This window comes from Streptomyces diacarni (assembly GCF_003323715.1).
GTDB classification, from domain to species: Bacteria; Actinomycetota; Actinomycetes; order Streptomycetales; family Streptomycetaceae; genus Streptomyces; species Streptomyces diacarni.
In genome coordinates, this window is the sequence record NZ_QOIN01000035.1 from 132,123 (window position 1) to 154,516 (window position 22,394).

The 22,394-nt window shown below is 74.9% G+C and carries 14 protein-coding genes; 9 read left to right on the forward strand and 5 right to left on the reverse strand.

Annotation, left to right across the window (positions count from 1 at the left end):
* The 4 genes from DTL70_RS08260 to DTL70_RS08275 form a co-directional block, all read right to left on the reverse strand.
* Complete coding sequence (locus tag DTL70_RS08260; protein ID WP_114021205.1) at positions 1–3,555, reverse strand: FtsX-like permease family protein; 3,555 nt, start codon at positions 3,553–3,555, stop codon at positions 1–3.
* 133 nt (positions 3,556–3,688) lie between these two features.
* Positions 3,689–4,090 carry a globin gene (locus tag DTL70_RS08265; RefSeq protein WP_114021206.1) on the reverse strand — a complete coding sequence of 134 codons (402 nt, stop codon included), beginning with the start codon at positions 4,088–4,090 and terminating at the stop codon, positions 3,689–3,691.
* A 118-nt stretch (positions 4,091–4,208) separates the two neighbouring features.
* Positions 4,209–5,285 (reverse strand): ABC transporter permease, encoded by a 1,077-nt coding sequence (locus DTL70_RS08270; protein ID WP_114021207.1) that lies wholly within the window; start codon positions 5,283–5,285, stop codon positions 4,209–4,211.
* Positions 5,282–6,052, reverse strand: coding sequence for an ABC transporter ATP-binding protein (locus tag DTL70_RS08275; RefSeq protein WP_114021208.1), 771 nt, complete (start codon positions 6,050–6,052; stop codon positions 5,282–5,284). Before DTL70_RS08275 ends, DTL70_RS08270 begins: the two co-directional genes overlap by 4 nt.
* A 420-nt stretch (positions 6,053–6,472) precedes the next feature.
* Here DTL70_RS08275 and DTL70_RS08280 point away from each other — a divergent pair, with 420 nt between their 5' ends.
* From DTL70_RS08280 to DTL70_RS33455, 7 genes are all read left to right on the forward strand, one after another.
* On the forward strand, positions 6,473–7,948 hold the full coding sequence (locus DTL70_RS08280; protein WP_181860837.1) for a hypothetical protein: 1,476 nt from the start codon (positions 6,473–6,475) through the stop codon (positions 7,946–7,948).
* A 20-nt stretch (positions 7,949–7,968) separates the two neighbouring features.
* On the forward strand, positions 7,969–9,057 hold the full coding sequence (locus DTL70_RS08285; RefSeq protein ID WP_114021209.1) for a glutamate ABC transporter substrate-binding protein: 1,089 nt from the start codon (positions 7,969–7,971) through the stop codon (positions 9,055–9,057).
* 74 nt (positions 9,058–9,131) lie between these two features.
* Complete coding sequence (locus DTL70_RS08290; RefSeq protein ID WP_245979131.1) at positions 9,132–10,460, forward strand: hypothetical protein; 1,329 nt, start codon at positions 9,132–9,134, stop codon at positions 10,458–10,460.
* Positions 10,461–10,525: 65 nt separating this feature from the next.
* Positions 10,526–13,267, forward strand: a complete 2,742-nt coding sequence (locus DTL70_RS08295) for a serine/threonine-protein kinase (protein WP_425470334.1) — start codon at positions 10,526–10,528, stop codon at positions 13,265–13,267.
* A 698-nt stretch (positions 13,268–13,965) separates the two neighbouring features.
* A complete protein-coding gene (locus DTL70_RS35100) occupies positions 13,966–15,003 on the forward strand; it encodes a PP2C family protein-serine/threonine phosphatase (RefSeq protein ID WP_425470330.1) in 1,038 nt (345 codons plus the stop codon).
* Between the two features lie 190 nt (positions 15,004–15,193).
* Positions 15,194–16,543, forward strand: coding sequence for a vWA domain-containing protein (locus DTL70_RS08305; protein ID WP_114021211.1), 1,350 nt, complete (start codon positions 15,194–15,196; stop codon positions 16,541–16,543).
* A gap of 84 nt (positions 16,544–16,627) precedes the next feature.
* On the forward strand, positions 16,628–19,084 hold the full coding sequence (locus DTL70_RS33455; RefSeq protein ID WP_181860838.1) for an FHA domain-containing protein: 2,457 nt from the start codon (positions 16,628–16,630) through the stop codon (positions 19,082–19,084).
* 161 nt (positions 19,085–19,245) lie between these two features.
* On the opposite strand, the gene DTL70_RS08320 is transcribed toward DTL70_RS33455, so the two are convergent.
* On the reverse strand, positions 19,246–20,232 hold the full coding sequence (locus DTL70_RS08320) for a mechanosensitive ion channel family protein (protein ID WP_114021213.1): 987 nt from the start codon (positions 20,230–20,232) through the stop codon (positions 19,246–19,248).
* 276 nt (positions 20,233–20,508) lie between these two features.
* Here DTL70_RS08320 and DTL70_RS08325 point away from each other — a divergent pair, with 276 nt between their 5' ends.
* Both DTL70_RS08325 and DTL70_RS08330 read left to right on the forward strand, forming a co-directional pair.
* On the forward strand, positions 20,509–21,048 hold the full coding sequence (locus DTL70_RS08325; protein ID WP_114021214.1) for an HNH endonuclease: 540 nt from the start codon (positions 20,509–20,511) through the stop codon (positions 21,046–21,048).
* 376 nt (positions 21,049–21,424) lie between these two features.
* Positions 21,425–22,261: a YwqG family protein gene (locus tag DTL70_RS08330; RefSeq protein ID WP_245979132.1), complete on the forward strand. Its 837-nt coding sequence runs from the start codon at positions 21,425–21,427 to the stop codon at positions 22,259–22,261.
* The last annotated feature ends 133 nt before the right edge of the window (positions 22,262–22,394 follow it).

A 22,394-nucleotide genomic window follows, 5' to 3' on the forward strand; every position in this document is an offset into this window, starting at 1 on the left:
TCACTCCCCCCTCTCCGTGCGGGGAGCCGCCACGGGGCCCGTGCGGCGGAAGGCGGTGGCGGCGACCACCGCCACCGGCACCGCCAGCACCGCCGCCAGCAGGGCGGCCGTGCCGCCCGCCGGGAGCCGTACCAGCAGGTCGGGCACGGGCGCGCGGGCGTCTCCTGTGACGACGATCAGCGGCACCACCAGCCGCACCAGCAGCGCCCCCAGAGCGAGTCCGAGCGCCGCCGAGAGCACGAGCACCAGCCCCTGTTCGGCCGCGAGGGCGTGCGCGAGCCGCCGCCGGGGCGCGCCGAGAGCCCGCAGGACGGCGAACTCGCCCGCGCGTTCCCGCGCCGCGCCCGCGGCGCTGACGGCGAAGCCGGCCGCCGCCAGCACGGCGGCGGCAGCGGCCAGTGCCGTCAGCGCGCTGCGGGGTCCCGCGCCCAGCGGGTCGCCGCGCAGCTCGGCGGCGACCTCGTCGCGTACCTCTACGGTGCCCACGGCGGGTTCGGCCCGCAGCTCGGCGGCGACCCGGCCGCCCGCGCCGCCGGCGACCGACAGCCACCACGTGCGCGGCTCCAGCAGGGTGGCATCGCGCCCCGCCAGCGTCCGGTTCAGCGTCCCCAGGTCGAACAGCAGGGCCCCGGCGGCGTTTTCACCGTCGGCGGTCGGTGCGGGCGAGACGGTGGGCAGGGCGCGGACGGCGCCGGTGATACGGACGCTCAGGTCGGTGCCCAGGGCGTCGACCCTGACCGTGTCACCCACCTCGGCGCCGCTCGCCCGCAGATAGGCGTCCGTGGCGACGGCGGCGAGCGGCCGGTGCGCACCGGCCGGCGAGGCGTCGGCGGACCACAGGACGGAGACGGTCACCGGGTCGGTCCCCTGCGACGCCTCGGAGGGCGCGGAACCCGTGGTGTGGCGGGCGGTCAGCACCGCGCCGTCCGGACGGAGCTGGGCCGTGCGGGCATCGGCGTCGGCGTACGGGCCGCGCCCCAGCCGGGCCTGCGCGTCGTCGGCGCTCACCTGGGGCGTCCAGTGCTCCTGCCGTGCGGGGTGCACCGTGCGGCTGCCGTGCGGCCCCGTGGCGCCGATCTCCTCGACGGTCAGCTTCCGTTGCCGGCTGTGCGCGGGTGCGCGGTAGGAGACGTCGATCCCGGTCAGCCGCACGGGTCCGGCCGGTGTGCCACCGTCCTGCGCGAGGGCGGCGCTCAGCGTGTGCGCTTCGCCGTCGTCCGGCACGTCACCGAGCGGTATCCGGTAGGGCACGCCGAAACGGTCCTCGACGGTGAGCGAGAGGGTGTCCGTACCGGGGGCGCGCTGTTCGCCGCCCGGGGAGGCACGCTCGCTCTCCAGCCGTACGCGCAGCCGCAGCTTCTTGGTGTCCTTCGGCAGCCGCACACCGGTCTGTGTACGGTCCTCGCCGGCCAGCGGCCGCAGCAGCCGGGACAGGGGCTCGTCGGCCAGGTCGTCCCGCAGCCGCAGGACCCCCTCGCCTGCCGTGCGCGCGTCGGTGGCCAAAAGCTGCGCCGTACGGTCGCCCGCCGTGCTGAACGACGCCCGCGCGAGGGGCGCCACCTGCTCGACCCCGTGGAGGCCGGTGAACAGCCCGCCCTGCGCGAGCGGGGGTGCGGTGGAGCCGCTGACGGACAGGTCGGCGCCGGTGCGGAAGTCCGCCTGGTCGTCCTGCGAGCGGTCCCAGCTGGCGCCCTGGCCGACGGCGAACACCCCCGTCGCCACGGCCAGCACGAGCAGCAGCGCGGGCCCCGCGCCGCGCAGCGGGCGGCGGCTGAGCTGCCAGCCGGCCAGTGCCGCGGCCAGCCCCCGCCCCCGGGTGGCGAACCGCTCGCCCAGCCGCGCCGCGAGCGGCAGCACCCGCAGTACCAGCACGGTGCCCGCGAGCAGGGCCAGCGCGGGTGCCGCCACCAGCACCGGGTCGATGCCCAGTGCCCCGCCGGAGGCGCCCCGCGCGCCGGAGCCCTGGCGCGCTGACAGGACGCCGGTGCCGTCCGAGCGCCGCTCCAGCTGCCAGTAGGCGACCGCTGCCAGCGCGACCAGCGCGAGGTCGGCGCCGCCGCGCAGCAGGGTCGCCGCCGTACGCCGCCGCGCGGGCGTGCGGGGGCCGCCGCGGGTGGCTCTGCTCTCCGGGTCCTCCTCGCCCGCGCGGCCACGGGCCCGCAGCGTCGGCGCGGCGATCAGCAGCGCGCATCCGAGCGCTGTCGCGGCCGCCACCCACCAGCCTCCCGCGGGCATCCCGCCGCCCGGTTCGACCCCCGCGCGGGCGAGCGCGCCGTGCGCTGCCTGCCACCGCACCGCGGGCCCGGCGAGCAGGGGTGCGGCGAGGGCGGCGGGCAGCGCCAGCAGCAGCGCCTCCGCCGCGGCCAGGGCGCACACCCGGGTCCTGGAGGCGCCGCGGGCCCGCAGGAGTGCCGTGTGGGGGGCCCGCTCGGTGTGCAGCAGTTGCGCCACGAGCAGCAGCGTCAGCCCGGTCAGCAGCACGAGGGGGAGCGCGGCGATCAGCAGGGTGGAGCGCATGACGAGCAGCGACCGGGTGAGGGAGTCCAGCAGCTCGGGGAGGTCCGTGGTGGCCACGGCGTGCGGGGTCAGGGGCGAGGCCCCGATCCGGTCGGCGGCCTTGGCCACGTCGGCGCCCAGCGCGTCGAGGCGGGAGGTGTCCAGGCCGGCGAAGTCGGCGTCCGCCTGCCACCGGGTCTCGGCGGGCCACAGCGCCCCGCCCGCGCCGTGGGCTTCTTCCGCCGCGCCGTCCCCGTCGGCGAAGGCGCCGTCCGGGACGGCGAGCGGGCCGTACGTGGTGAAGTCGCTCACCGTCATGCCCTGACCCGCCAGCGGGTCCAGCCACGTCCAGTAGGGCGAGCCGGGTAAGGCGGGCGCGTAGACGCCGGTGACCTCGACGCGGACGTCGGGCGGTCCTTCGAGCCTGCTCGTGACGCGGAGGGTGTCGCCCGGGTGCAGCGACAGCCGTTCGGCCGCCCGCTGGGGCACCGCCGCGGCGACGGTGTGCTCGCCCGCGCGGGGGGTGTGCGGCCAGGAGCCGTCGATCATCCTCACGCGGGCGGGGTCGAAGGTGGCGAAGCGTGTCAGAGCGGGCTTGTCGTCCTCCGAGGCACCGGAAGAACCTGAAGCGCCTGCAGCACCCGCGGCACCTGAAGTGCCCGAGGCGCCCGAGGTATCCGGAGTACCGGAAGGTCGAGAGGTGCCGGCGGCCCGGTCGCGGGCGTCGGCGCCCGGGCGCAGCGAGGAGGGCAGCGCGTACGCGTCGGAGTGGGTGCTGGCGGCGGTCCGCACGGGCAGCCCGCCGAAGGCGTCGCGCGCCGCCTCGCGGACGGCCGCGTCCGTGGCCTTCCGGTTCCCGGCGGTGACGTCCGAACGGACGTCCAGCACGGTACGGGGGGCCGCCCTGTGCTCCAGTGCGCGCCGCGGCCCGGCGTCGCCGACCGCGGTGGCGAAGGCGGCGAGGGTGGTCAGTACGCAGGTGGCCAGCAGGACGGAGAGCAGCGCGGAGGCGAGGAGCAGCCGGTGTGCACGCATGCGTGCCACGACGAACCCGGTCACGCCCTGCCGCCCCCTGTCCCCCTCCGCGTATGGGGCCGCCGGGGGCGCGTCCTCCCGCTACGTGCGCGGGATGGCGCGCTCTCGCTCCCGCGTGCGGGTCGGCACGCGCCGGGATCGCGGTCCGACGGTCCGCTCAGTCCGCGGAGTTGACCATAGACCCGGCGGCGTAAACGAGGTAGTCCCACAGCGGGGTTTCCAGATGCTCGGGCAGCTCCAGGCTGTCCACCGCGTCCCGCATGTGCCGCAGCCAGGCGTCGTGCGCGGCGCGGTCGACCTTGAACGGTACGTGCCGCATGCGCAGCCGGGGGTGGCCCCGCGACTCGCTGTAGGTGCGCGGGCCGCCCCAGTACTGCATCAGGAAGAGCGCCAGCCGGTCCTCGGCGGGGCCCAAGTCCTCCTCGGGGTACATCGGCCGCAGCAGGGGGTCCTCGGCCACCCCCTGGTAGAAGCGGTGCACGAGCCGTCGAAAGGTCTCCTCGCCGCCGACCTGCTCGTAGTAGGTCTGCGTGGGAAGGCTGCCGCGCCGGATCTCCATCACCCGTCCATGGTGGCAGACGTCCCGGCGGAGGACCCCGGACCTACGACCCCGCCCCCGGCCCGGGCGCCTTCTCCGCCTTCTCCGCCCTACTACGCCGCGCCCCCGCGGGCGGGCGCTACGCCGCGTCCCACCGGAAGAGCCGGGAGGCGAGCAGCGTCAGCACCGCGGCGAACAGCAGCAGCCCGCCCATCACGGGGAGCGCGTCGCCCCAGCTGCCGCCGCGGCTGAGGACGGCCTCCATCGCCGCGACGAGATGTTTGAGCGGCAGCACGTCACTGATGGTGCGCACCCACTGCGGGGCGCCCTCCAGGGGGAAGAACGAGCCGGAGAGGAACGCCATGGGCAGAATGATGATCTGTGCCAGCCCGTTGGCGGCCTCCTCGGTCTTCGCGAAGGAGCCGACCAGCAGCCCGATCGAGAGGAACGCCAGCGTCCCGCAGGCCACCAGCGGCAGGCTCAGCCACCACTGTCCGGTCAGTTGCAGCCCGTAGTAGGGCAGCGAGGCGATCAGCAGGAAGACGGCTGTCTGTGCGAAGGCCATGACCAGGTTGACGCCTACCCGGGCTCCGATGACGCTGCGCGCGGCGACGGGCGCCAGCCACAGGCGGCGCAGGATGCGCTTCCTCCGCCAGCTGACCAGGTTGAAGGCGGCACCGAAGACGCCGCCCATGGCCACCGCCCAGCCGAGCAGCCCGGGGGTGAGGAACTGGATGGGCTTGACCGACTCGTCCTCCACGGCCGTACTGCCCAGCGCGTAGGCGGGCGGCTGCCCCGTGGCGCGCTGGTTGGCCTGCTGGACGATGCTGTCGAGCACCCCTTGGACGGTGCCGGAGCGCACCTGGTCTGCGGCGGAGTAGCGGAGTTCGACCTTGCCGCCGTGCTGGAGGACGACCCCGTCGGCGTCGCCCTCGCGGACCTTTTCCAGCGCCTGCCTGCGGGCCGCGGCCGATCCGTCGGTCTTCTCGATCGTCAGGACGTCGCGCAGTTGAGCGCGCGTCTTGTGCGGCATCGTGTCCAGCACCCGCACGTCGCCCACCTGCACGAGGGTGGACTGCTCGACGCCCTGGTCCTTGAACAGCGCCCCGAACAGCATCAGGAACATCAGCGGGAAGATCAGGGTGAAGAACACGGCGGCCCGGTCCCGCAGCAGTCCGCGGGCCATCGCCAGCGACAGGCTGACAAACGCTCTCATTCCCGGTACTCCCGCCCGGTCAGCTGGAGGAAGAGGTCCTCCAGGGAGTCGACTCCGGCCTCTTCGGCCATCGCGCGCGGCGGTCCCACGCGCAGCACCCTGCCGTGGTCCATGACGGCCACCCGGTCGCACAGCGTCTCCGCCTCGTCCATGGAGTGGGTGGTGAGCACCACCGTGCGTCCCGCCGCGTTGCTGCTGCGCAGCAGGTCCCACAGGTTGCGCCGCGCCTGCGGGTCGAGGCCGGTGGTCGGCTCGTCCAGGAACACCAGTTCCGGGTCGTGGACGAGGGCGCAGGCGAGGGACAGCCGCTGCGCCTGGCCGCCGGAGAGCTTGTCCTCGCGGGTGCCGGCCTTCTCCGTCAGCCCGACGGTCTCCAGCATCTCGTCGGCGCGGGCCTCGGATATGCCGTAGAGGGCGGCGAAGGTGCGGATCTGCTCCCGGGCGGTCAGCCGTTCGAAGAACGCGGAGGCCTGCAACTGGACGCCGATGCGGCGCAGCAGCGCCGGGTCGCGCGGCCAGGAGGCCGTCCCCAGCAGGCGGGCGTGGCCCTCGTCGGGCCGGCGCAGCCCCTCCAGCAGCTCCATGGTGGTGGTTTTGCCCGCGCCGTTGGGGCCGAGGATGCCGTAGAACTCGCCGCGCTCCACCTCCAGCGAGACGCCGTCGACGGCCTGTGTCTCCCCGTAGCGTTTGCGCAGGCATTCGGCCGTGATCGCCGGGCCGGTGTGCCGGGGTGCCGTACCCGGGTCTGTGATCGTTCGCGGTGACATGGCCGGAGGGTAAGGGGGGAGGCGCGCATTCCGGTCTCGCCTGGTCATCGCTTCGGTCCCGCAGTGGACACGCGGCCCGCACCCGCCCCGCGCGGGCCGCCCCGCGGGCAAGGGAACCGCCGGTGGTCCGGGGCGCGTGTGGACAGAAACAGGAGGGAGCGCGAGCGGGGCGCGGGCAGGACGCGCCGGCGGGGCGGATCCGGTGGCGCGAACCGGGCGTTTGGTCGCGATACGAACAAGATCCCGCCCCATCCGGTGTGGTCACCGGCCGCTGCGGCCATACTGCTGCACCGAGGCACCACAGTCGGGCGCCCCGGCGCTCGCAGCCCCGGGCAGGGGAGCCGGGGGCTGCACGGAGGGGAGCGGGGGCGCGCACAACCGGCAGGGTGTCCGTCAGCGACCGAGGGGGAGGGCTCAGCCGTGACACAGCCGCCGACCGCGCCACCGACACCGCCGCCCGTGCCCGCGGCTCCGGAGGCCGGGCACGCCGCGGGCGGCGCCCCGGGTCCGGCACCGGGCGCGCGGCCGCCGGGCGCCCCGGGCTCCGCCGCGAGCGGCGTGGGACGCGGCAAGGGCTGGTCCGAGGGGAGGGCGCGGCTGCGGGCCGCGGTGACGACCGAGCCGGGACGGCTGCGCGCGATCGGCGCCGCTCTCGCCCTGCTGGTGGTCCTGTTCGGAGCGGTCTCGTCCTGGCAGGTCGCCGACCGGAAGGCCGCCGCCGACGCGGTGGCCGAACGCAGTCAGCCGCTGAGCGCGGACGCGGCGCGCGTCTACCGCTCGCTGGCGGACGCCGACACCTCCGCCTCCAGCGGGTTCCTGGCGGGCGGGGACGAGCCGGACGAGGTGCGCGAGCGGTACGAGGACGACATCCGCGAGGCGTCCGGGCTGCTGGCCGACGCGGCGGCCGACTCCTCGGGTTCGGGCACGGCGGAGCGGCAGATCACCGCGCTCAACCGCGGTCTGCCCGTCTACACGGGGCTGGTCGAGGCGGCGCGGGCCAACAACAGGCAGGGCCTGCCGCTGGGCGGCGCCTACCTCCGGTACGCCAACGAGAAGATGCGCGGCGAACTCCTGCCCGCCGCGCGCAAGCTGTACACGGCCGAGAGCGGGCGTCTTGAGGGCGACTACGCGGACGCCACGTCGTGGCCCCTGCTCGCCGTCGGTGCCGGTGTCGTCGCGCTGGGGGCGCTGGGCTGGGCGCAGCGCCGCACCTACCTGCGCACCAACCGGGTCTTCAACCAGGGGCTGTTGGGCGCGAGCGCCGTCGTGCTGGTGTTGCTGGTGTGGCTGACGGGCGGCCACGCGCTGGCCCGCTCGGGGCTGCACGAGTCGGACTCCAGGGGCGCGGCCTCCCTCCAGGCGCTCAACGAGGCGCGGATCGCCACTCTCCAGGCGCGCGGCGACGAGAACATGACGCTGGTCGCCCGGGGCGGCGGCGCCGCGTACGAGGACAGCTACCGCAAGCGGATGCGGGCCATCGCGGGCGGCGAGAAGGCCGGTGACGAGACGCACGGCGCCCCGGGTATGAGCCTGCTGGAGGAAGCCCGTCACCTCGCGGACGACCGTACGGGGCGGCAGGCCGTGCGGGACGCCGAGAAGGCCGTCGAGGCGTGGCAGCGGCGGCACAAGGCGGCCAGGGCCGAGGACGACGACGGCGACTACGAGGACGCCGTCGACCAGGTGATCGGCACCGTGAACAGCACGGGACAGAGCTTCGACCGGGTCGACAAGAGCCTCGGCCGGGCGACCGCGCACGAGCAGGAGCAGTTCGAGCAGGCGGCGGACAGCGCGCGCGGCAGGTTCCGCGGGCTGACGGCCGGCGCCCTGGTGCTGGCCGTTCTCGGTGCGGCGGCGGCCGTGCTGGGTATCGGGCGCAGGCTGGCGGAGTACCGGTGAGGCCGGTGAGGGGGGACGCGATGACGGGCACAGGCACAGGCACCGCACGCACACAGCCGACGGGCGCGCGGGGCGGGGGCACACGCACCCGGGGAACCGGCGCGCGGTGGGCCGCCGCCGCGGGCGGCCTGTCGGCCGCCGCGGCCCTCGTCGCGGCCGCGCTGCTCGCTCCTGCGCCCGCCCCGCCTTCCCCACCCGACGGCGCCGCGCACGGTGCGGGGGCGGCCGACGGGCGTCCCGCCTCGGCCACCGACCCGGACGAGAAGCCCGAGCCGGAGAAGTGCGAGGACGGCGGCAACCCCGCCGAGAGCCTCAAGCCTTCGGGGAAGGCGGGGGACGCGGTCGAGCGGATCAAGGACGAGGGCAAGCTGGTCGTCGGCGTCGACCAGAACAGCTACCTGTGGGGCTACCGGGACCCGACGACGGGGAAGATCGAGGGCTTCGACATCGACCTGGTCAAGGCCATCGCCCGCGACCTGCTCGGCGGCGACGGGGACGACAGGATCACCTACAAGACCATCCCCACCGACCAGCGCATCCCCGCCATCGAGAAGGGCGAGGTGGACATGGTCGTGCGGACCATGACCATCGCCTGCGACCGCAAGGACAAGGTCGCCTTCTCCACGGCCTACTTCGAGGCGGGGCAGCAGCTGCTGGTGCCCAGGAAGGACGCCCGCGTCAAGGGCTTCGACGCGAGCATGCGCGGCAAACGCGTGTGCTACGCCTCGGGTTCGACGGCGGAGACGATGATGACGTCGGACGCGTACGAGGAACTGGGCGCCGAGCCCGTCGTCGTCCCCAACCAGCTCGACTGCCTGGTGCGCCTCCAGCTCGGCGAGGCCGACGCCACCGTCACCGACAGCGCCCTGGCCGCCGGGCAGGCGGCGCAGGACCCGTCCGTGGAACTCATCGGCGAGCCGCAGACGATCGAGCCGTACGGCGTCGCGATGAACCTGGAGGACGAGGATCTGGTCCGCAGGGTCAACAAGGTGCTGGAGGACTACCGCGAGGACGGGTGGAAGTCTTCCTACGAGCGTTGGCTCGCCGACGACATCGTGGGTACGGAAGGAAAGAAGCCCGCACCGCCGAAACCGCTCTACCGTGACTGAACCGGTGCCGGGACGCGGATCGCCGCCAGCGCCGGTCCGTGAGTGCACGTACGCGTCGAACAGCGAGGTGATCGATGGGGACCGCCGGGCCCGCCGGAGAGGTGATGAGCCGGGAGGAGGCCGACCGCGCTCTGGAGCGTCTTGACGCCGAGCACGAGGCCGTCGAATCCTCCCTGCTGGCACTCCAGGACCACGCCGGGCGCAGGCTGCTGGAGGGCGCGCGGCTCACCGGGACGACCGCGCACCGCTGGGCGCGCGCCGAGACCGCCATCACCTCACTGTGGAACGGGTTCGAGGCCTACTCGCGCACGCTGGAGCGGGCGCGCGAGCTGCGGGCCCGCCGCCGCTGGCCCAGCCGCGACGACCTGGCCGAACTGACCCGCCTGCTGCGCGGCACGCTCACCGTCTCCGGGGGCGCGCTGGCGGGCTCGCCGGGCGCGAGCCTGACCCAGAGCCCGAAACTCGCCGAGGAGCTGACGCTGAGCCGCCTCGTCGAGCGGATGAACGAGTGGTACGCGCAGGCCCTCGATGTGGTGGCCGCCGCCGACTCGGTGTGGTCGGCGCTGCCCGCCAGGATCGACCTGCTCGCCGCCGAACTGGGGCGCGTGCGCTCCCTGGCGCACTCGGTCGGCGTGCGCCCCGGCGAGCACCCGGCCGCCGACGACCTGGAGCGCACCACCACCGAACTCGCGGCCCTGCGCGAGGAGGTCGTCGCCGACCCGCTCGCCTTCTGGACACCCACCTCGGGCAGCGGCGCCCCCGGCGGCGGCCGCCCCGACACCACGCGCTACGACAACGCGGCCCGCACCCTGGAGGACGTACGGCGCGAGATCGACGCCGTACTCGCCGTGCGGCAGGACGCCGAGACGCGGCTGATGACCCTCCGCGACGTGCTCAGCCGCGCCGACCGGACCCTCGCCGAAGCCCGCGCCGCACGCGGCGAGGTGCTCGCCAAGATCGCCGCCTGGGACGTGCCCGCCGTCAGCGGTCCGCCCACCGCACTCCAGGAACAGCTCGCCACCGCCGCCGAACACCGCAGATACGCGCGCTGGCACCGGCTCTCCCCGCTGCTGGAGAGCCTGGAGGAGCGGGCCGAGGAGGAGTTGGAGCGGGCCCGCGCCGAATTGTCGGCCGTCACCGCGCCGCTGGCCGTCCGCGCGGAACTGCGCGGGCGCCTCGACGCGTACAAGGCGAAGGTGGCACAGAACGGCCTTGCGGAGGACCGCGTCCTCATCGAGCGCTACGACGCGGCACGCCGCATGCTGTGGAGCGCGCCCTGCGACCTGCGGGCCGCCGAGGAGGCCGTACTGCGCTACCAGCGGGCCGCACAGGAGGCGCTGGCCCAGCGGCAGCGAGAGGCCCGGCACACCGCGGGCGGAGCGATGAACATGGGGGCAGAGTGAGCGAGCAGGCGAGCGCGCCGCGGCGGCCGTGCCAACGGCCGCAGTGCGAGGGCGCCTACGAGGACATGGGCGGCGGGGAGCTGTACTGCGACACCTGCGGGCTCGCGCCCGTGGTGGCGCCCGGCGGGGTGCTGGGCTCGGCACCGACGGGGATGACCAGCCCGGGGCGGGGCAGCCGCTCCACGGGGTCGGCCCGCACAGGCTCTGCGCGCGTCTCCGCGCGCTCCCGCTCCTCCCGCCGCTCGGTCTCCGGGCGGCTCACCGGTTCCCTCTCGGGCCGCTCGACCAGCCGCTCGGTGTCGGTGCGCAGCGGCCGCTCCTCCACCGCCTCCTCGTCCCGCGGCAGGCTGGGCGCCGGACTCGTCCAGGTCCCTGACGTGCCGCGGCCAGAACCGGCCACCGTGGTGCTGGCCGACCCCGAGGTCCCCGAGCGCAAGCGGTTTTGCAGCAACGGCGAGTGCGGGGCGCCCGTCGGCCGCTCCAGCGGCGCGCGCTCGGGACGCACCGAGGGGTTTTGCACCCAGTGCGGCCATCCCTACTCGTTCGTGCCCAAGCTGGGCCCGGGCGACATCGTGCACGGCCAGTACGAGGTCGCCGGATGCCTCGCCCACGGCGGGCTCGGCTGGGTCTACCTCGCCGTGGACCGCGCCGTCTCCGACCGCTGGGTCGTCCTCAAGGGCCTGCTCGACACCGGTGACGAGGACGCCATGGCCGCCGCGATCGCCGAGCGGCGCTTCCTGGCGGAGATCGAACACTCGAACATCGTGCGCATCTACAACTTCGTCGAGCACCTCGACCAGCGCACCGGCAGCCTCGACGGCTACATCGTCATGGAGTACGTCGGCGGCAGCTCGCTCAAACAGATCGCCAACGAGCGCCGCACCCCGGCGGGGAAACGCGACCCGCTGCCCGTCGAAGTGGCCTGCGCCTACGGCATCGAGGCGCTGGAGGCCCTCGGCCACCTGCACAGCCGCAACCTGCTCTACTGCGACTTCAAGGTCGACAACGCCATCCAGCAGGGCGATCAGCTCAAGCTCATCGACATGGGCGCCGTGCGCCGCATGGACGACGACGGCAGCGCCATCTACGGCACCGTCGGCTACCAGGCGCCCGAAGTCGCCGAAGAGGGCCCCTCGATCGCCTCCGACCTGTACACGGTGGCGCGCACCCTGGCCGTCCTCACCTTCGACTTCCAGGGCTACACCAACGTCTACGTCGACAGCCTGCCCGAGCCCGGCAACATCGACGTCTTCCACAGGTACGAGTCCTTCTACCGCTTCCTGGTACGGGCCACCGACCCCGACCCGCAGCGCAGGTTCGCCTCGGCCGAGGAGATGTCGGAACAGCTGCTCGGCGTGCTCCGCGAGGTCGTCGCCGTCCAGTCGGGGCGGCCGCGACCCGCCCTCTCCACCCTCTTCGGCCCCGAACTCCGCGTCGTGGACACCGACCTGGTCACCGCCCAGCAGGGCGACGTCTCGCTGCTGGGGGCCCGCACGGGCGGGCGCGGCAGCGGCCGGCGCGGCCAGGGGCCCGCGGCCGGCGGCGGGCCCGCACAGGTGACACTGCCCGCCCAGGCGCTCGCCCCCGCGCCCGAGAACGCCGCGGCCCTCGCGGCGACTCCGGGCTCCACGGGAACCGCCCTCGCGGCCGCTCCTGGCCCCACGGGGACCGCCCTCGCGGCTTCGGCCGTCCCGGCCGTCCCGGGCGCCGCGGCCGGCGGTCCAGGCGCCGCCCAGGCCGGTGCCGCCGCACGCAGCGCGCCCGCGCCGCTCTCCTCCTTCCCCGCGCCGGCGGCAGCAGCAACGGGCGCGGCCGGGATCGCGCTGCGTCCCCTGGAGGCGGGCGCGACGGCGCTCGCGCTGCCCGTACCGCGCGTCGACCCGTCCGACCCGAACGCGGGGTTCCTCGCCGGGCTGATGGCCTCGGCCCCCGCCGACCTGCTCACCGCGCTGGAAGCCGCCGTCACCGACTCCCCCGAACTGCGGCTGCGCACCCTGCGCACCCACCTCCAACTCGGGTCGGGACCGCAGGGGTCGGACGCCGCGCTCGACGCGCTCGGCGCCCTAGAGGCCCGGCACGCCGACGACTGGCGGGTCGTGTGGTATCGCGGCGTGGCCTCCCTGGTGACCGGCGACCGGGAGACCGCGGCCCTCGCCTTCGACGCCGTCTACGACGCCTTCCCCGGCGAGCCTGCACCCAAGCTGGCGCTCGGCGTCTGCGCGGAGGTGCTCGGCCAGTGGGACAACGCCGCCGCGTACTACCACCTGGTGTGGACCACCGACCCGGCGTACGTGAGCGCCGCCTTCGGACTGGCGCGGGTCCGGCTGGCCACCGGCGACCGTGACGGTGCCGTACGCGTGCTGGAGTCGGTGCCGGAGTCCTCCATCCACTTCACCGCGGCCCGCGTCGCGGCCGTCAGGGCGCGCCTGCGGCAGCGTTCGCCGCACGAGCCGCTGCTCGACGACCTGGAGGCGGCCGCACGGCAGGTCGCCGGTCTCGAGGACGTCGGACTGGACGCCGTCCGCCGTCACGAGTTGACCTGCGAGGTACTCGGCTGCGCGCTCGACTGGCTGTTGTGCCAGGCTGGTGCCGCCCGGGGGACGGTCTCCGGGCCCGCGCCTGCGGGTGCGCCGGGCTCACCTCCCGGCGCCGGGGTACGGCTGTTGGACAGTCCGCTCACCGAGGAGGGGCTGCGCTTCGGCCTGGAGCGCTCCTACCGGCTGCTCGCCCGGCACGCGCAGACCGGAACCGAGAGGATCGAACTGGTGGAACGGGCCAACCGCTTCCGCCCCCGGACGTGGGTGTGACCATGCCTCAGCTCGACCAACTGTCCGCCTGCCCGAGCTGCGCGGAGCCGCTCGAGGAGGGTGACCGTTTCTGCGGTGCCTGCGGCGCCGACCTGGAAGCCGCCGCCCGCGACCTCGCCGCCGGCGCGCAGGACGCCACGCAGGGGCGCACCCCCACGCTCCCCGACGGCCTGCCGACGGTGCCCCCGCCGGGCCAGGGCGGCCACGCCTCCGCCCCGCCGCCCGTTCCGGGTCCTGCCTCCGCGCCGCCGCCCGTTCAGGGCCATGCGTCCGTCCCGCCGCCGCCTCCGCCGCCCGGCCGGGGGCACCCGTCCGCGCCTCCGCCTCCGTCCGCGCCTCTGCCTCCGTCCGCGCCGCCCGCCCAGCCGGGCGCCGGCGCCGGTGCGGCCCCGCGACAGCCGGCGGCCGACGGCGGGGAAGCCTTCCCGCCCGCGGGAGGGCCGCCACCCGTGTCCCCCTCCGCATCCCAGCCCACCGAACCGGACTTCACCCTGCCGCCCGCGGCCGGTGAGCCGGCGGCGCCCCCACAACCGGCAGACGCCGGCACGGTACCGCCCGCTGCTGAGGCGGGCGTTCCGCCGGCCGGTGCCGGGTCCGTCCCGCCGATTGGTGCCGGGCCCGTTCCCTCGGTCGACGGGGCGGGCGCCCCACAGGCCGTCGGGGCGGGCGTTCCGCCGGGCCAGGACGCGGGCGTTCCCATGCCGCCCGCGCAGGGACCCGCACCGAGCGGGCCCGACCCGCGCGCCGTCTCCGACGATCCCGCCCGGCGCACGGGCGCGGCCCACGGCGTCGCGGGCGGCCCCGAACCGTTCGGCCCCACCTGCGTCGCCTGCGGCACCGGCACCATCGACGACGACGGCTACTGCGAACACTGCGGCCACAAGCAGCCCCGCGACCGCGACCACATGGAGTCGGCCCTGGCCACCGTGGCCGCCGCCAGCGACCGCGGCCTGCGCCACCACCGCAACGAGGACTTCTACGCCCTCGCCGAGACGACCACGGGCGAAGGCGCGCCCGTGACGATCGCCGTCGTCTGCGACGGCGTCTCCTCCGCCACCCGCCCCGACGAGGCGTCGGCCGCCGCGGCGGAGGCGGCCAGTGCGGCACTGCGCACGGCACTGCCGCAGGGCCGCCACGTGCAGCAGGCCATGCACGACGCGCTCGTCGTCGCCGCCGAGGCGGTCAACGAACTGGCCGCCGACACCCCCGTCGACCCGGCCAAGAACGCGCCCGCCTGCACCGTCGTCGGCGCGCTCAACTGCGCGGGGATTCTGACCGTCGGCTGGATCGGTGACAGCCGCGCCTACTGGGTGCCCGACGACCCCGGCGCCGGTGCCGCGCGGCTGACCGAGGACGACTCCTGGGCCGCGCAGATGGTCGCCGCCGGGCTGATGAGCGAGGCCGAGGCCTACGCGGACCCGCGCGCACACGCCATCACGGGGTGGCTGGGCGCCGACGCCTACGAACTCGACCCGCACACCGCCTCCTTCCAGCCCGAGAGCACAGGCGTCGTGGTGGTGTGCACGGACGGGCTGTGGAACTACGCCGAGTCCGCCGACGAGATGGCCGCCGCGCTGCCGCCCGACGCCGGCACCCACCCGCTCCACACCGCCCGACACCTGGTCGGCTACGCGCTGGACGGCGGGGGCCACGACAACGTGACGGTCGCGGTGCTGCCCGTACCCGCGCCACCGGCGCCGTCGTTCGCACCGCCGCAAGGGGCGAGGCAGGCCTGAGCCGCGCACACGGTGGGCCCCGTGACGACCGGGGCCCACACAACCGGGGCCCACACACGCGGGGCTCACACCATCGGGGGACAGGGACGGTCGTGGGGACACCGTCCGGGGGGAAGCACCGCGCACACCGGCACACTTCCGCCCGCCCCTTCGTCTACCCGTCGCCGTAGCACACACAGGAGCGGAAAACATGGCCAACTTCGCCAAGTCCAACGCGCCGCGCTTCTCCGTGGACGTCTACCAGAACGAGTTCCTGCCCGAGGGCGCCCGCGAGGTGAACGCGATCGTCACCGTCACCTCCACCGGCGGCGGCACCACGGGCGGCCTGCCCCTCCCGGCGACCGATGCGGGGCACGGCGGCGCGGGAGCGGACGCGGCCGTCGTCATCATGGTCGACTGCTCCGGCTCGATGGACTACCCGCCGACCAAGATGCGCAACGCGCGCGAGGCCACCGCCGCCGCCATCGACACCCTGCGCGACGGCGTCAGGTTCGCCGTCGTCGCCGGAACCCACAAGGCCCGCGAGATCTACCCGGGCGACGGCTCGCTCGCCGTCGCGGGCGGAACCACCCGCTGGGAGGCCAAGGACGCGCTGCGCGGCCTGAGTGCCAACGGCGGAACCGCCATCGGCACCTGGCTCACCCTCGCCGACCGGCTACTCGGCTCCGCCGACGTCGCCATCCGGCACGGCATCCTGCTCACCGACGGCCGCAACGAGCACGAGTCGCCCGCCGAGTTGAGGGCCGCGCTCGACGCCTGCGCGGGCCACTTCACCTGCGACGCCCGCGGAGTCGGCACCGACTGGGAGGTCAAGGAGGTCACCGGCGTCGCCTCCGCGCTGCTGGGCACCGCCGACATCGTGGCCGACCCCGGCGGCCTCGCGGGGGACTTCACACAGATGATGGAGAACGCCATGGGCAAGGAGGTCGCCGACGTGGCGCTCCGCCTGTGGACACCGCAGGGCACCCGGATCAAGTACGTCAAGCAGGTGGCGCCCACCGTCGAGAACCTGACCGAGCGCCGCACGGAGGCGGGCCCGCGCGCCGGGGACTACCCGACGGGGTCATGGGGTGACGAGTCGCGCGACTACCACGTCTGTGTGGAGGTGCCCGCCGCCGAGATCGGCCAGGAGATGCTCGCGGCCCGGGTCTCCCTCGTACTGCCCGCGCCCGAGGGCGGCACCCCGCAGACCCTCTCCCAGGGCCTGGTGCGGGCGGTGTGGACGGACGACATGGTGGCCACCACCTCCCTCAACCCGCAGGTCGCGCACTACACGGGGCAGGCCGAACTCGCCCAGGTCATCCAGACGGGACTCGATCTGCGCAAGACAGGCGACGAAGCGGGCGCAACGGCCAAACTGGGACGAGCCGTACAGTTGGCGAGCGCCTCGGGGAACACGGATACTGCGAAACTGCTTTCGAAGGTGGTCGACGTGGTGGATGCCGCGACGGGTACTGTTCGACTGAAAGCGAAGGTCGCCGAGGCCGATGAGATGACGCTGGAGACGCGGTCCACCAAGACGGTCCGCGTCAAGCGCTAGCCGCACCGGCCGCGGCACGCATCCCTACCCGGCGAGGCGCCGGGTACGCACCCGAGCAGGAGCACGGAGGGGGAGGCACTCACCATGCCGACTTGCCCGAACGGCCACCAGTCGGCGGCCGACGACTGGTGCGAGGTCTGCGGTCACCGCATGACCGACGCGCCCGCGTCGCCCGCTGGGGCCGTACCGCCGCCCCCTCCGCCACCCGCACCGTCCGGCGGCTACGGCTACCCCGGCCCGCCCGGGCCCCCGCCCGCGCCCGGCCAGGGGTACGGCTACCCGGGCCCCGGCGCGCCCCCGCCCCCGGCCGCCCCCGGCGGCTACGGCCACCCCGGCCCCGGAGCTGATCCCGGCACTGGCTCCGGCAGGCCGGAGCTGTGCCCCCAGTGCGGGACGCCGCGCGAGTCGCAGGCGCCCTTCTGCGAGGAATGCCGCTACAACTTCCTCACCCACACGCCGACCACGTACGCGCCGCCGCCCGCGCCCAACGCCGCGCCCGGGACCCCGGGCCCCGACGCCCACGGGCCCCCCGGCTTCCCGCGCCCGTCCGGCCCCGCCGACCCGGCCCCCGACCCGCTGCGCACCCCGGGCTACCCGGGCGCCGGCGAGCAGGCCCCTGACCCCCTGCGCACCCCGGGCTACTCGGGGCCCGGCTACCCGCCCCCCGGCGACGAGCCCGGCCCCGACCCCCTGCGCACCCCCGGCTACCCCGGCGAGGCCGGCGAGGCCGGCACTCCGCCGGCGCCGGGCACACCTCCCGGCTTCCCGCCTCCGGGCGGCCCCGGCCCCGAGAGCCACGGAGCCCCCGGCTTCCCCGGCCGCCCTGGCGGTCCGGCGGGCCCGGGTGGTCCGGCCGGCCCGGGTGACCCGGCAGGGCTTGGCGGCTCGCCGGCGCCCGGCTCCGAGGGGCCTGGCGGCCCCGCGTTCCCCGGGCCGAACGGTCCCGGCCCCGGTGGCCAGGACGCTCCCGCGTTCCCCGGCCAGGCGGGCCCCGGCCCCGAGGGCGCGGGTCACCCCGGCTTCCCCGGCCCGAGCGGTCCCGGCCCCGAGGGCCAGTCCGGCCCCGGTTTCCCAAGCGGTCCGGGCGGCCCCGGCAGCCCGGCGGGTCCTGGCGGACATGGCGGCCCGGCCGGCCCGGGCGCTCCCGGCCCCGGAGGCCAGGGTTTCCCGGGCGGTCCCGGTGGTCCCGGGCCCGAGGGCCCGGGCGGTCCCGGTTTCCCAAGCGGTCCGGGCGGCCCCGGCGGTCCGGCGGGTCCCGGCGGAGACGGCGCTCCTTCCGGCCCCGGCGGCGCTGGTGGTCCGAGCGGTCCTGGCGGTCCCGGCCCCGAGGGCCCTGGCGGTCCTGGTTTCCCCGGCGCCCCGGGTGGTCCTGGCGGGCCTGGTCCGGAGAGCCCGGCTGGTCCTGGTTTCCCGGGAGGCCACGGCGCCCCGGGTGGCCCCGGCGGACAGGGCGCTCCTGTCGGCCCTGGTGGCCCCGGGGCCGAGGGTCCGATGGGACCTGGCTCGCAGGGCCCGGGTAGTCCCGGTTTCCCGGGCGGTCCGGGGGGCTCCGGTGCCCCGGCCGGGCCTGGGCCCGAAGGGCCCGCTGGGCCTGGTTTTCCCGGTGGGCCGGGTGAGCCCGGAAGGCCCGGCGGCCCGGGCCCGGCAGGGCCGAATGCCGGTCCTTACGGTCCCGACGCGGGGCGGCCCGGTGTTCCGGCGGGCGAGCGTGAGCCGGGGGTTCCCGGCTGGCCGGGCGGACCTGGTGGCTCAGGCCACCAGGAAGGGCCTGGGCAGTCCGGTTCGCCCGATGGCGGCCCCGGGTGGCGTCCCGGAGCCGAGGGCATGGGCCAGGGCGGCCCCGGCCCGCAGGTTCCGGGGGTGCCCGGCGGCGGAGAAGCCGTGCCGGGCCAGGGCCGGCCGTTCCCGGCGAACGAGGCCTACGGCGGGCAGCCCGCCGGCGGGGACTGGGAGCTGTCCCCGCCAGGAGCCGCCGAGCAGCGCGTCGGCGCCCCGCAGGTACCTGCGGGCGTGCCGGAGGGCCACCCGGGCCAGCCGGTCCAGCCCCCCGGCGGACCGGCCCCGCAGGGGCCTGGCGCTCCGGGGGCTCCGGAGTTCGCGCCGCAGCAGGGCGGGGCCCCGGCCCCGCAGGGCGGCGGTGCGTGGACGGCGCTCATCGGCCCCGACCGCGAGTACTTCGCGGCGATGATGCAGCGCAGTGGCCCGGAGGCGGCGTCGCTGAACCTGCCCGCCTACTCCCCGGAGCAGCAGTTGCCGCTGACGGGTCCGCAGGTGACGATCGGTCGGCGCCGCGCGTCGACGGGTGAGGCGCCGGACATCGACCTGGGCCGTCCGCCGGAGGATCCGGGGGTGTCGCACCAGCACGCGGTGCTGGTGCAGCAGCCGGATGGTTCCTGGTCGGTGGTGGACCAGGACTCGACCAACGGCACCACGCTCAACGGTGCGGAGGATCCGATACAGCCGTACGTGCCTGTTCCGCTCAAGGAGGGGGACAGGGTGCACGTGGGCGCCTGGACGACGATCACGCTGACGCGGCGGTAGTCCACCCCGGGTGGGCGCTCCGGCAGGTGCGCCCACCCGTCGACACCGGCGGTACGGAAATCCCGAGGCCCGAGGCCCGAGGCCTGGAGGTCCGGCAGCCCGGGAGTCCGGCTGCACCGGGAGCTGAGCCCGATGGGGCGCCGGGGACGCCGGGGGCGGAGCTACTTGTCCAGCGGCACGGGCGCCCGTGCCGCGTCGAGCGCGAGCGCCTGTTTGTCGACGATGCGGATGCCCCGCGCGTCCAGCGCCTTCTTGACGCGCCACCGCAGCTCGCGCTCGACGCCGAGGCTCTTCTCCGGCATGGTCTTGACGGAGACGCGCAGCACCATGGAGTCGAGTGTCACCTCGTCCAGGCCGAGGACCTCGACGGGTTCCCACAGGACCTCGTCCCAGGGGCTCTCCTTGCTCAGCCCCTCGCCCGCGGCGAGGACGGCGGCGCGGACTTCGTCGAGGTCCTCGTCGGCGCGTACCCGGACGTCGAGGGCGGCCATGGCCCATCCCTGGCTGAGGTTGCCGATGCGTTTGATCTCGCCGTTGCGGATGTACCAGATCTCACCGCCGTCGCCGCGCAGCTGTGTCACGCGCAGGCCGATCTCCATGACGACGCCGGAGGCCTCGCCGGCGTCGATGCGGTCGCCGACGCCGTACTGGTCCTCCAGGAGCATGAACATGCCGGCGAGGACGTCCATGACCAGGTTGCGGGCGCCGAAGCCGAGTGCTACGCCCGCGACGCCCGCGCTGGCGAGGAGCGGCGCCGGGTTGATGCCCAGTCCTGACAGAACGGTCAGCGCCGCGGTGCCCAGGATGACGAAGGAGGCGACGCTGCGCAGGATGGAGCCGATGGCGGCGGACCGTTGCCGCCGGCGTTCTCCGCTGACCAGCAGTCCGCGCAGGGCGTTGCCGCTGTCGACGATCTCGGCGCGGCGGTTCATGCGGGCTATGAGCTGGGTGATGGCCCGGCGGATGAGGTAGCGCAGGACGAGGGCGACGACGCAGATGAAGACGAGGCGCAGGCCGGAGGCGAGCCAGTCCGTCCAATTGTCCTGGATCCACCCCGCGGCCTCGCTCGCGCTGTCCTGGGCGTCCTCGAGGGACCTCGGCGGCTGGGGTCCGCCGGGCGGGGGAGAGGCGCTGAGCAGCCAGTACACAGGATCGACCTTCCGTGCGAGTCACATCCACAGGGCACACGAACGGATGCCTCGACCACACTAACGGCGCAGGGGCTTCACATTTGGTGCCACCGAGCAGTATGGGGCCAGCTGTTCGAGGGGGACGTTCGATCCCGCGTCGATGGTGTGAGGTGTGGTCCGAAACACGCTGAGCTCGTTGCCCGGTCGTGGTGGCGGAGTGACCAGGGCACGGGACACACTGAGGGGAGATCGTCACGGCGCGAGCCACGCGCCGCCGACGTACGAGGAGGCACCGTGCCGCATGTCCTGGTCCTCAACGCGTCGTACGAGCCGCTCGGCGTCGTACCGCTCCGCCGCGCGCTCGTTCTCGTCCTCAACGAAAAGGCTGTCAGCCTGGAGGACTCCGGCGCCCTGATGCACAGCGCGACCCGTGTGATACCCGCGCCCAGTGTCGTCCGTCTCAAGCGTTTCGTGAGGGTGCCCTTTCGCGGCAGTGTCCCTCTCACGCGGCGTGCGTTGTTCGCCCGGGACGGCGGCCGTTGCGCATACTGCGGTGGCGTCGCAACCAGCGTCGACCACGTCATTCCGCGCAGCAGGGGCGGGATGCACGCCTGGGAGAACGTGGTGGCGGCCTGTCGCCGCTGCAATCATGTGAAGGCCGACCGCCATGTCGCCGAGCTGGGCTGGAGGTTGCGCCACCAACCCGCGCCACCGTCCGGTCTCGCGTGGCGGATCATCGGCACGGGGCACCGGGATCCGCGCTGGCTGCCGTATCTCATGCCATACGGCGCGGACGATGATCTCGCCCGGATCGACGGCAGAGCCACTGCCTGAGTTCCGGGCTTTGTTGTGTCGGGAGGCGGGCGCGGTGGGGGCCGGTCAGGAGCGGCCCGCACCGCGCAGCGCCGGCTGTGCGTCGCCGACGCGCACCCGGCCCGCACCTCGTCCGTACGCTTCGGACGCCCGCTTCCCGCCTTCCGTCCGGACCGGAACTGGCTTCCCCTTCGCGCCAGATGCGGCCCTCCGGCCGCGTTGAACGCGGCCGTCCGTCCGCGCCGGCGAGGGCTACGACTACGACCAACTGCGGCCGTGGCTACGAGCGCGAAGCCGAGCACTTCCTGCCCTCGTCGGCACAGCCGCGGCCTGGTCGCCTACAGCCGACGCATCCAACGGAAACGGCGTGTCAGAGGGGTTGGCCATGATGGTCATCATGACATCTGCCTCTCTTGACGCCTGGCGTGACTTCGCTGTGCAGCACCTCCCCTTCGACGTCGCAAAGCAGTGGCTGGGGCTCCTGCGCCCTGCCGTACGACTGGAGGTCGATGACGACTCGGATGGTGTCGTCGGGAGGATCGGCGGGCTGCCCCGGTTGCCGGACGGAGAGGACTGGCCGGTATGGGAGGGGCACGGGCCGTTGTCGCTCATCGCCTCGGTCGACTGCGCTGAGCTGCCTTCCGACTCCGTGGACATCCCCCTTCCGAGCGAAGGGACACTGCTGTTCTTCTTTTTCGACGGCCAGTTGGACGCCTACGCGTCCTGGGCGGACGGGCCGTCGGCCCGTGACAGCCGCTCGGGCGCCCGGGTCCTTTACGTGCCGGAGGGGCAGGACGCGCCGGTGCGTGACGCACCCGCCGAGCTCGAACCGTTCCCGTCTCTGCCGCTGACCGCGCGGACCGTGATGACGCCGCCCGACCCCTCGCATCCCAGGGCAGTGGCGGCGTTTGCGCCGGGCACCTCGTACCCGGGCTCCTACGAGCACCCGATCCGCGAAGAGGACTTCGTCGACGCTTTGATCGATTTCGAGTGCGAGGACGACGCCGACAGCGTTCATCAGATCGGTGGCTACGCCGAGTCGATCCAAGACCTCGTTGAGATCGAGGTCGCGGGCTCAGAGGGCGACGAATGGGTGCTGTTGGCGCAGTTCGACGGTGTCGACGAGGCGGACATGGTCTGGGGCGACTCCGGAATCCTGTACTGGCTGATACGCCCTCATGACCTGGCCGAGCGCCGGTTCGACCGGGCGATGTTCACCTGGCACATGGCCTGAGGGGTTCTCGCGGTCGGAGACGCCCTTCCGGCCCGCACGCACAACCCGCGCGGCCGGGGACGTGCCCCCACGGCCCCGGGCGCGTGCCCACCCACAGTCCCGGGCGCGGGACCGCGCCCGGGCCCCGCGTTCG